Here is a 10499-nt window from a genome sequence, read left to right as displayed (position 1 = left end):
GGTCTTCCCCCTCTCCCCTCAACGCGTCCCCGACGCGCCGTCTACTCGAAATGAACGTCCGCCGCGTCCCGGAGCCGGGCGCGCAGCGAATCGAAAACCTTGCGCTGGCGCACCGGCGCCATCCGCCCCTCGACCTCTCCCCGAACCTCTTCGAACGGCGGAATCCGCCCCTCTCGCCGCTCGATGAGTTGGAGCACCGCGAACCCCTCCGCGGTCTCCACCACCGAAGACACCTGGCCCACCTCACGCAGCGCGAACGCGGCGTCCTCCAGGCGTCGGTCCTTCAACTCGCCTCGCGCGAACAGGCCCAGGTCGCCCCCCAGCGCCCGCTCCGGCCCATCTCCGCTGCCTTGAATCCGCGCCAGCGTCTCACCCGCCTTGAAGCGACGGGCGAAGCCCTCCGCGCGTGCCCGCGCCTTCGCGCGATCCGCGGCACTGCTTCCCTCCGGCACCGCCGCCAGCACGCGCCCCACATGCACGCGCTCTGGCTGCGCGTAGTCCGTCCGGTTCGCCGTGTACGCACTCCGCAGCTCCGTCTCGGTGAGAGCAGGAGCAGCCCGCTCCTCCTCCGCGAGCAGCGCCTGGACCACGAGGCGCTCCTCCAGCTCCCGCACCTGCCGCGCGATGTCCTCACGCTGCGCGATGCCCCGCCGCTTCGCCTCATCCACCAGCAGTCGCTTGTCGACCAGGGATTGCGCGAACTCGCGCCGCCCGGCGGCATTCTCGAACTGCGTGCGGAGCGCGGGGGGCAGCCGCAATGCCTCGCGCTGCAGCTCCTCGCGCGTGATGACGCCGCCCTTGAAGCGGGCCGCGACGTCCGCCATTCCGGACGGAGTCTGTGCTGGAGACGGTGCGGACGAGGGCGGCTGGCAGCCTGCCAGTACCAACCACGCCACCCATCCCCACCCTGCCCTGTTGGCCTGACGCAAATTGTCCTCGAATCGCAAAGCAGCTGGACGGCGCGCAGTCTGCGCGATCTGCCAATTCATTTTCAATGCCCAACCCCGAGCACGTTTGAGTGATGTCGGGCCGCTTTGGTACGGTGCTAGCAGCCACGTTTCCCCCGTCGGGGGTCCGCCCTGTTCGGAATTACCGTTAGGATTTGCAATTCATGAACATCCTGAAGATAGCCGCAGCGTCAACCACAGCCCTGTTGCTCCTCGGTGCATGCAAGGGTTCAGGTGGCGGAGCGGCCAGCGAGGCGAAAGGCGCAGTGGTTGCTCGGGTGGGGGAGGGAACCATCACGGCCCAGCAGATCGAGGCGAAACTGGAATCCCAGCCACCCCTTATCCGCTCGCGTTTCGCCACGCTTGAGGCAAAGAAGGAATTCCTAGACAACATGGTGCGCTTCGAGCTGCTCCTCCAGGAAGCGCGGCGTCAGGGATTGGAGCAGGACCCCGAGGTGAAGGGCACGCTGGAGAAGCTGCTGGTGCAGCGTCTCATCCAGCGGCAAGCGGAGCAGGCGGAGGTCCGTCCGCTCACCGAAGAGGAATTGAACAAGTATTACCAGGATCATTTGTCCGAGTTCGTGCAGCCGGCCAAGGTCCGCGTGTCCCAGATCTTCCTGGCGTCCGCCGCGAATGACGCCAAGCACGCGGCGGTCAAGGCCGAGGCCGAGGCCCTCTATGCGGACATCCGCAAGAAGGAGTCCGGCCCGGCGAAGATCGCCTTCTCCACTTCGGTGCAGGCCCGCTCGGATGACGCCGCCTCGAAGGGCGCCTCGGGAGACCTGGGCACCCTGACCCACGAGCAGCTCTCCGCGCGCTGGGGGAAGGCGGTGGCGGATGCGGCCTTCGGGCTCCAAGCCATGCATGACCTGGCCCTGGTGGAGTCCGAGCGCGGCATGCATGTGCTCAAGCTCATGGTGCGCGAGCCCGCGCTCGAGCTGACGATGGACCAGGTCCGCCCGCGCATCGAGAGCCGCGTGCTCATGGAGCGCCGCGCCGGAGCGGTCGACACACTCGTCGCGGCCCTCAAGACCAAGACGACCGTCCAGGTAGACGACGCCGCCTTGGGCGCGGTCCGGGTCCAGGCGGACGGCGTGGGCTCCGCGCGTCCTGGCCCCACGCCCTGACTTCGGGGACTCCGCGACAGGCCCTGATATCACTTTCGCCCGAGGTTTTTTGCCAGGGTTGAATCACCGGGTCATTCTGATTCCACGGAATGACCGGGGGGCTCACGACCAAGCACGGGGCCTGGGCCGGCGTTCCTCGCCAAGAGCCTGGAAGCCACCGCATGCGGATCGCTGTCATCGCCACGTACACGCACCCCACCCGGCTGCGCGTCAAGGAACCCTCCATCATGCAGTCCTCGGTCCCGGAGCTGATCGCCGGACTGTGTCCCGCGGACGCCGAGGTGGAGATCTTCAACGAGAAGGAGGCGGACATCCCGTTGGATCGGGATTGGGATCTCGTCTTCTTCTCGTACCTGCACTCGTACTACGAGCACACCAAGGTGCTCTCCACGCTGCTGCGCCAGCGCGGCATCAAGACGGTGGGCGGGGGACGCCACGCCAGCTACTTCCCCGAGGACGCCGAGCGCTACTTCGACGCGGTCATCACCGGGGAGCCCGAGACCAACGTCCCAGCGCTCATCGCGGACTTCGAGCGGGGCGCGCTCCAGAAGCGCTACGCCCTGCCGTCCAAGGGCGCGGCGGCCATCCAGCCGTACCGCTACGAGCTCATCGACTTCACGCACAACAAGGTGCGCCTGCCGGGCATCGAGGCGTCGCGCGGGTGCCCGTTCTCCTGCAACTTCTGCGTCCTCACCGGCAACGAGCGCTACCGCTTCCGCCCCATTCCCCAGGTCATCGATGAGATCCAGACGCGCATGCGCTGGAACCCGAACTACCTCGGGATGATGGAGGACGCGTTCGTCTTCCTCGACAACAACCTGGGCGGCTCGCCCAAGTACCTGCGGGAGCTGTGCGAGGCCCTCATCCCGCTGAAGAAGACCTGGGGCTGCGCCCTCACCTTCAACGTCCTCAAGGACGAGTCACTCGTGAAGCTGATGGCGAAGGCGGGCTGCCGCTACGTGTACACGGGCCTGGAGTCGCTCAACCCGGACTCCATCAAGGCGATGAACAAGGGACAGAACAAGCTGTCGGAGGTGGACGCCGTCATCCAGCGCGTCTTCTCCGCCGGCATCCTGTTGTCCTTCGGCCTCATCGTCGGCTCGGACGGCGACACCAACGACTACCTGCTCAAACTGCCGCAGTACCTCTCGGACCTGCGCTACTTCTCCATCACCTTCCTCGGCATCGTCTGCCCCTATCCCGAGACGCCCTTCTTCCGCGAGCTGCAGGCCGAGGGCCGCCTGCTCCCGGGCACCATCAGCCGCGACTATGACGGCTACACGCTGTGCCACCGCCCCAAGCAGCTTCACCCGTCCGAGGTCATCGAGCACTTCCATCGGCTGTGCAGCGAGCTGGGGAGCCTGCCCAACATCGCCAGGCACTACTGGTCCAAGCTCACGATGAGCGACATGCCGCGCTACAAGACGACCATCCTCTTCTCCGGACCGGAGATCCTCAGCATCCGCAATCCGGTGAAGAACCCCGCGCGCCGCTACATCGCGGGCATGGACGCGCTGGAGGAGTGGGACGTGCGGCAGATGGCCGCGCTGGGCCTGGAGCCCCAGCGGCTCACCTGAGGTTCGGCGTGGGCAGGTGGACCTGCCGCGCCAACCCCACCGCGCGCAAGCAGCGGATGAACGTCCAGCCCACGTCCACCTGCCACCAGACCCAACCGTGGCGGGCGGACGCGGGGAACGCGTGGTGGTTGTTGTGCCAGCCCTCGCCCAGCGCGAGCACGCTCACCCACCAGACGTTGCGGCTGTGGTCCCGCGTGTCGTGCACCCGCGTGCCGAAAGCGCGCGCGTGGCACACCGAGTTGACCGCGTAGGTGCTCTGCATCCAGGACACCATGGGCAGGAAGAAGTACGCGGGCAGCGTCCGCCACCCCAGCGTCAATCCGAGCACGAGCACCGCGATGACCTGGGGCCCCAGGCGGAAGCGCAAGAGCCAGTGGTAGTACCGGTCCTCCGCGAGGTCCTTGCACCACGTGCGCCACGCGTCGTCATGGGTGGACGCCTCGTTGAGGATCCAGCCCATGTGCGCGTACCAGAGGCCGCGCTCCGGCGAGTGCACGTCGCCCTCCGTGTCCGCCTTCGCGTGGTGGATGCGGTGCGTGGCGGCCCAGAGCAGCGGGCTGCCCTGCCCTGTCAGCATGGCCACCGTGACGAGGCCGTACTCCACCCACCGGGGACACTCGAAAGCGCGATGGCAGATGAGCCGGTGCAGCCCCACCGTCGTGCCCAGGCCGATGGCCACATAGAGCGTGAGCGCCACCGGCAGCGCATGCGGTGGCCACGGCAGCACGAACGCCAAGGCCGCCAGGGCATGCACCACCAGCATGTACACGACGATGATGGGGCTGACTCGGAAGCGCGGTGACTCGGCGGACATGGCGGGACTCGGAGGGAGGAACGAAGGGAGGGACCGCACACGGCGACGGCTCAAGCCGAGACACGCTCTGGAGGTGCGAGCGAGGCCCCATCCGCCGTGCCCGCCTCGAGGCGGTCGATCCGTCGCAGCTCGGCCCGCGCGCCAATGTCCGTGAAGAGGGCCCGGGCTCGCGCGAGGAACGCCGCGCGGCGATGCGGCAGCGCCACCGCGGCATCGAAGTAGGCCACGCCCGTCTCCCAGCGGTTGGGGCTGGCCTCCAGCACCGCGATGGCCTCGAGGAACACCGGCTCGGCCGCCGCCACGCCCTTGCGCAGCCGCAGCGCCCGCGCGGTGACCCGCAGGGCCGGCCCCTTGAGGTACGGATACAGCCGAGCAATGGCGCGCGCCTTGAAACAGCTCCGGCGCACCACCCGCCACAGCTCCGCGCGAGGCACCACCGTGGCCCCTTCCTCCAGGGCGAAGAGGGCCGCCTCGGCCGCGTCCACCAAGCCCACCTGAAGGAAGGGCACCAGCACCTGGTAGCTCCAGATGGTGCTGAAGGCGCGCACGGCCACCAGCGCCGCCTCTTCCACCTGGTGCTCGCGCACCGTCACGTTGGCCAGATGGTTGAGGCTGGCGCACTGGTTGGCCAGGTCGTCCACCTCGACGCTGATCCGCAGCCCCTGCTCCAGCTCCGCGCACAGCTCGCCCACGTCGCCCTGGCCCAGCAGGTAGCGACACATGGGACTCCAGGAGTGTGCCCAGCCCTGATGCATCAGCGCGTTGAGTTCCACGCCGATGGTGCGCATCTGCTGGTAGAGCTGCTCGGCCGCCTCGAAGCGCGAGCAGAGGAACTCGCCCGTCGCCTGCATCATGAGGCACGTCTGGCGCTCCCAGCGCTCGCCCACCAGGCGGAGCGTGGCCACGGCCTGCTCCTGGTAGTCGCGCGCGCGCCGCAGCTCGTTGCGGAAAAAAGCCTGGATGCCCAGGCGACTGAGCGCCAGTCCCTCCGCGACAGGGTCCCTCGCGCGCCGTGCGTACTTCAGGGCCCGCTCGCAGTAGCGCAGCGAGCGCTTCACCTGCCCCGAGCCGAACAGCAGCGACGCGAAGAAGCCACTGGCGAGGCTGACCGCGTAGTCGCTGCGCGAGCGCCGGGCCATGTTCACCGTCACCAGCGTGGCCCAGGTGAGCTTCTTGATGTCCGCGAAGTAGTAGATGCGGATGAGTGAGAACAGCGTGGAGAGCTGCCGCAGGTACTGCGACAGCCGCGCCGAGGGCAGCGGGCGCATCACCCAGGGCAGCACCATCGTCAGCGCCAGCAAGAGCAGGTTGCCCAGCGTGCGCACGCCGAGGGCCAACAGGTTGCCGGGCAGGCTGCGCCCCATGAGCACCAGGGACTTCTCCAGGTGCTGCGTGGCGCGGCTCGACTCGCCCTTCTCCTGGTGGGCGCGCCCCAGTCCCAGGTGGATCTCCGCCTGTCGCGCCACGAGCTGCTCGTCCGCGAGGCACTGCTCGAACATCAGGATGGCGCCCGCGTAGTTGCCCGCCTGGAGCAGCGTCTCCGCCAGCTCCTGCATGACGGTGCGCGTCTGCCGCAGCACCTCGTCACGGTCCATCCCCTCCACGGTGCCGAGCAGCTCGAGGGCGCGGTTGTAGTGGTGCAGGGCGTCGTCGTTGGCGTACTGCGCCCGCGCGCCGCGCGCCGCCATGAGCGTGTACTCCAGGCCCTTGAGCAGATCGTTCCCGGCCAGGAAGTGGTAGGCCAGGATGCCGGCGGACTGGAAGGGATTGTCCCCCGCGCGCGCCTCCAGATAGCGGGCCAGGCGCCGGTGCAGGTCCTCGCGGCCGGACACGAGCAGCGTGTTGTACGCCACGTCCCGGATGACGATGTGCTTGAAGATGCAGGTGAACGGCTCCTCCATCTCCAGGAGGATGAGCCCCAGCTTCGTGAGCGTGTCGATGGCCTCGCGGATCCGCGTGGCCCCGATGGACTCCGGCGCGAGCTCCGCCACCGCGTCCAGCGTGAAGATGCGGCCAATCACCGAGGCCACCTTCACCACCAACTGCTCGGTCTCGCTCAGCAGATCGATGCGCGCGAGCACCACGTCCTGGATGGAGTCCGGCAGCGTCAGCCCCTGAAGGCTGCGCTTGAGCTCCATGCGCTCCTCGCCCAACCCCACCGGGCCCACGTAGCCTTGCTCCACCAACCCCTGGACGATGGACTCGGTGAAGAACGGGTTGCCCTGCACCTTGGCGAGCAGCAGGTCCTCCAGCCCGGTGTCCGGCGGCGCCATGCGCAGGTGCAGCCGCAGCAGCTCCCGCGTCTCGTCGTCGTCCAGGCTGGACAGCTCCAGCGTCCGCAGCCCGGCGAGCCCCTGGAAGCCGCGAAGCTGCTCACCGCCCGGCCGAAGCGTGACGAGCAGCGTGATGCGCAGCGCGGACAGGCGCGCGGCCACATGCTCCAGCAGGTCGATGGAGATGTTGTCCGCCCAGTGCAGGTCCTCGAAGAAGAGGACCAGGGGCTGCACCCGGCTGAGCTTCTCCAGCAGCAGGAAGATGATCTGGAACACGCGAAGCTGCTTGCTGCGCGCGTCCAGGTTGCGCGTGACGGCGGCCTCCTCCACCGGCAGGCCGAGGATGCCCGCCATCACCGGCAGCCACTCGGACTCCACGCCCTCCAGCCCCTCCAGGCCCTGGCGCAGGCGCGCCAGCTGCGTCTCCAGGTCGTTCGCCTCGTGGAGCCCGAACGCCTGGATGAGCACCTCCTTCCAGGGGAAGAAGGGCGTGAACATCTCGTACGAGTAGCAGATGCCGTACAGCGAGCGGGCGCCTCGGTCCTCGGCGTCCTCGACCACGCGCGCGCCCAGCCGAGACTTGCCAATGCCCGCCTCACCGGACACCACGCACAGCCGGCCCGCGCCGTCCAGCGACTCCTCCACGGCCTGCCTGAGCACGTCCTGCTCGCGGTGCCGCCCGACGATGCTCCCTCGGCCCTTGATGAACAGGCTGCGGCGCATCTCCGACTGGAGGCGATAGACGGGCACCGGGCGCGCCACGCCCTTCAGCTGGGCGGCGCCCACGAACTCCGAGATGAAGCCGCCCTGGTGCAGCCGCCCCTCCGTGTGGGCGTCCACGTGGATGCCGCTGCCGCGCCCGTGCGTCATGAGGCGGGCGGCCATGTTCACCACCTCGCCCAGCGCCGAGTAGCCCTTGCGCCAGGGCGAGCCCATGTCACCGCAGTAGGCGTGCCCCGTGGCAATGCCGATCTGCAGCTCCTGCACGAACGGGAAGGCGTCCTTCTCGCGCTGGAGCTTGCACGCCAGGCGGCACGCGAGGACTTCCTTGTTCGGCAGCGCGGTGGGCGCGCCGAAGAGGACGTAGAGCACGTTGCCCTTGTCCGTGAAGTCCGTCATCAGGAGCACGCCGCCGTGGTGCGCGCTCTCCTTCTGCACGAACTCGTAGAACGCGTTGAGTTCGTGGGTGAAGGCCTCCGCCTCGGAGGGGCCTCGCGCGCTGGTGAAGCGCAGGAAGAAGCAGGTGACGTCGCGGAAGTCTCCGGAGAACTGCTGGTGCGCCGTGGTGATCTTCGTGAAGAGCACCGGGTTCAGCAGCAGCGCGCACCGGCCCACCAGCTCCAGGCCGCCGGGCGTGGGCCGAGGTTCCACCGTGCGCGCCTCCAGCGCGGCGGCGGGATCCAAGCGGAAGCAGCCGTCGTCGCGGACCTCTCCCCGGCGCGCGGACTCGGGCACCAGCGCCCAGGCCTGGGCGCTGAGGATGACCTCGCCCACCGCGGCGCGCTTCTCGGCGAGGACGGCTTGCGCGAGCGGCTCGCCGATGAGGGCCGGGTGCATCCACAGGCCCGTGGCGCCCATCACGATGCGGTGCGACTCGCCGAACCCCACGCCGATGCGCGACGACACGCCGAAGCGCTGGCCCAGGAGTTCGATTTGTGCGAAGCGCGCCAGCCGCCGCTGCACCTGGAGCGCGCACACCGCCGCGCGCTGGACCACGTGCGCATCGCCCTCGTCCGGGAGGGGCTCGAAGCACGTGAGGATGGAGTCGCCCGCGAACTGGTAGATGTCCCCGCCGTGCTGGCGCACGACGCCAATCATCTCCGTGTAGTAGCTGGTGAGCAGGCGCTGAAGCGCGTCGATACCGCGAGGCCCCGCGCCGCTCAGTCCCACCACGATGGGCGTGAAGCCCGCGATGTCCAGCAGGAGGATGGCCCCGCGCACCGGCTCCACCGGCGGCAGGGAGTACGCCTCCGCGTCCGACAGCCGCGCGAGGACGGCGGCCGGGATGTACGGCACCAGCGACGCGACGACGGGGTCTGTGCTCTCCGGGAGCATCCGGGCGATCTTCCTCGGCTCAGGCCAGCGTGGAGAAGCGGAGCCAGAACGCGATGACACAGACCGCGCCGTACAGCGGAATCTCGGCCGTCTCCGCCCACGGTTGCGCGCGGCGCAGCGCACCCCAGACGTGGACCACCACCATCAAGCCTCCCACCAGACCAATGAGTTCGAAGATGGCCCGGTGGCTCTTGGGGTCCGGGACGAACTGCACCACGGTGATGATGACCGCCAGGGCCACGCCCCCCAGGCAGCGGCCGAAATACACCGTCAGGTCATTGTTCCCTGTGGGGAGCTCCCAACCGAACCACTTCGCCCATCGCAGCGGGATGAGCAGCAGCGGCAGCGCGTAGACGAACAGGAAGAACGACGTGGAGACGACGAGGAACCAGCTGGCCAGGGGATACTGGGCATTGATCATGGCGGCGACGGGGAAACGGCCGGGCGCCAGATTCTTGAACGCCAGAAGTCCGCCCCCCGCTGTCGCATCCTAGACGTTTCACCCGGAGGCGTGTGGGCCTTGAGCACCCCAGCGTGTTGAGGCTGTCCTGGGGCGGGTCAGCCACACCCCAGACCTGACGCATCGCGTTCAGGCCAGCGCTTCAACCCACCTCGCGGGTGGCGGCGAGGAGGAACTCGGTGACGCGCTCCAGCGAGAGGGTGCGCTCGAGTTCCAGGGGGAAGTGGAGGAAGGCCTCCGGTGGCCCGTGGAGGATGATGGGCTTGCCGTAGCGCAGGGCCAGGGCGCTCTCGGAGGCCGTCCCCTCGCCGCCGGGCAGGCCCACCAGGGCATGGGGGGTGAGGACGTTGATGTGATTGCGGCTCATGGGCTCGGTGCCCTGCTCTCCACTGAGTGGCAGGTGCGTGTAGATGGGCAGCTCGATGGCCCGATGGGGGTAGCCCTGTCGGGGCTCGTAGTGCCCTCCCCCTGCGATGCCCCCGGGGACAATGCCGATGGAGATGCCGCGGCGCCCTCTCACCTGGACGAAGGCCTCGGCCGCCGCGCCCATGACCCCGCCTCCCCCGCCCGTGAGCAGATCGAAGCCGGCCTCGGCGATCCATCGTGCCAGGGGCACCACGACGGGCGCATGCGCCTCCTTCCCCGAGCCGAAGACCCCGATGATGCGGCGTTCACTGCGCATGGACCCGCGCCTCCTGACTGCCACCGAAGAATCCTCCAAGCTGCGCAGGCCCTCCGCCGCCCGGAACTCCGGGCCGCCAGACCCGACGCGTCGGCCGTCCACCAGCGGAAGGATCCATCCTTCGACAGTGACGTAGTTGTCGGTTGATTCGCCTGGCGCTCCACCCGCCCGAGTCCCCGCATGTCAGCCCCCTGCTCTACCTTCCCGCACGTCAGCCAGGAGGCCGACCATGTTCGACGCCTGTGGTGGATGTGAGCGACGTGGCAGTGCGGGTGAAATCTTCGACTGGTGCGCGCACTGCGAGCTGTCGCTGTGCCCCCGGTGCATGGCACGCGGCTGCTGCGAGTCCATCCCCGCGCGCTCCGGACGCAGCGCGCCGAACGCGCTGCCCGAGCCGCCCTGCGAAGACCGCGCCCCGCTGCCGGAGCATTTTGGCGGACGCTGCTGCACCCGCGCCCGCGCCATCGCGTGCTCCTGCGCGTTCCATTGGGTCTGCGAGTCGCACGGCGACCTGCACGTGGGTACGCACGACTGACGGCCTCGGGCCCGCAGTGTCGCGAGCGA

General features: G+C 68.8%; 8 protein-coding genes. 3 read left to right on the top strand and 5 right to left on the bottom strand.

The window, feature by feature from the left end:
- Positions 1–41 precede the first annotated feature (41 nt).
- Positions 42–824, bottom strand: coding sequence for a peptidyl-prolyl cis-trans isomerase (locus JGU66_25465; protein MBJ6764137.1), 783 nt, complete (start codon positions 822–824; stop codon positions 42–44).
- A gap of 389 nt (positions 825–1213) precedes the next feature.
- On the opposite strand from JGU66_25465, the gene JGU66_25460 reads away from it, so the two are divergent.
- Positions 1214–2074: a peptidyl-prolyl cis-trans isomerase gene (locus tag JGU66_25460; GenBank protein MBJ6764136.1), complete on the top strand. Its 861-nt coding sequence runs from the start codon at positions 1214–1216 to the stop codon at positions 2072–2074.
- Between the two features lie 161 nt (positions 2075–2235).
- Positions 2236–3651: a B12-binding domain-containing radical SAM protein gene (locus JGU66_25455; protein ID MBJ6764135.1), complete on the top strand. Its 1416-nt coding sequence runs from the start codon at positions 2236–2238 to the stop codon at positions 3649–3651.
- On the opposite strand, the gene JGU66_25450 is transcribed toward JGU66_25455, so the two are convergent.
- From JGU66_25450 to JGU66_25435, 4 genes are all read right to left on the bottom strand, one after another.
- A complete protein-coding gene (locus tag JGU66_25450; protein ID MBJ6764134.1) occupies positions 3644–4465 on the bottom strand; it encodes a fatty acid desaturase in 822 nt (273 codons plus the stop codon). The genes JGU66_25455 and JGU66_25450 overlap by 8 nt on opposite strands.
- Positions 4466–4515: 50 nt before the next feature.
- The gene (locus JGU66_25445) at positions 4516–8793 is read right to left on the bottom strand and encodes an AAA family ATPase (GenBank protein ID MBJ6764133.1); all 4278 of its coding nucleotides are present in this window, start codon (positions 8791–8793) and stop codon (positions 4516–4518) included.
- A 19-nt stretch (positions 8794–8812) separates the two neighbouring features.
- Positions 8813–9214 (bottom strand): hypothetical protein, encoded by a 402-nt coding sequence (locus JGU66_25440; GenBank protein ID MBJ6764132.1) that lies wholly within the window; start codon positions 9212–9214, stop codon positions 8813–8815.
- Between the two features lie 181 nt (positions 9215–9395).
- Positions 9396–9935, bottom strand: a complete 540-nt coding sequence (locus tag JGU66_25435; GenBank protein MBJ6764131.1) for a molybdenum cofactor carrier protein — start codon at positions 9933–9935, stop codon at positions 9396–9398.
- 229 nt (positions 9936–10164) lie between these two features.
- Here JGU66_25435 and JGU66_25430 point away from each other — a divergent pair, with 229 nt between their 5' ends.
- The gene (locus JGU66_25430) at positions 10165–10470 is read left to right on the top strand and encodes a hypothetical protein (GenBank protein ID MBJ6764130.1); all 306 of its coding nucleotides are present in this window, start codon (positions 10165–10167) and stop codon (positions 10468–10470) included.
- The last annotated feature ends 29 nt before the right edge of the window (positions 10471–10499 follow it).

It is taken from the genome of Myxococcaceae bacterium JPH2, assembly GCA_016458225.1.
Taxonomy (GTDB): Bacteria; Myxococcota; Myxococcia; order Myxococcales; family Myxococcaceae; genus Citreicoccus.
The sequence above is the reverse complement of the archived record's forward strand: the minus strand, read 5'-3'. Positions and strand labels throughout refer to the sequence as shown.

What these genes read in the sequence shown, in the direction of transcription:
- JGU66_25455 (MBJ6764135.1), top strand. Translation starts at nt 2,236, where the DNA reads ATGCGGATCGCTGTCATCGCCACGTACACGCACCCCACCCGGCTGCGC.
- JGU66_25450 (MBJ6764134.1), bottom strand. Translation starts at nt 4,465, where the DNA reads ATGTCCGCCGAGTCACCGCGCTTCCGAGTCAGCCCCATCATCGTCGTG.
- JGU66_25465 (MBJ6764137.1), bottom strand. Translation starts at nt 824, where the DNA reads ATGGCGGACGTCGCGGCCCGCTTCAAGGGCGGCGTCATCACGCGCGAG.
- JGU66_25445 (MBJ6764133.1), bottom strand. Translation starts at nt 8,793, where the DNA reads ATGCTCCCGGAGAGCACAGACCCCGTCGTCGCGTCGCTGGTGCCGTAC.
- JGU66_25440 (MBJ6764132.1), bottom strand. Translation starts at nt 9,214, where the DNA reads ATGATCAATGCCCAGTATCCCCTGGCCAGCTGGTTCCTCGTCGTCTCC.
- JGU66_25435 (MBJ6764131.1), bottom strand. Translation starts at nt 9,935, where the DNA reads ATGCGCAGTGAACGCCGCATCATCGGGGTCTTCGGCTCGGGGAAGGAG.
- JGU66_25430 (MBJ6764130.1), top strand. Translation starts at nt 10,165, where the DNA reads ATGTTCGACGCCTGTGGTGGATGTGAGCGACGTGGCAGTGCGGGTGAA.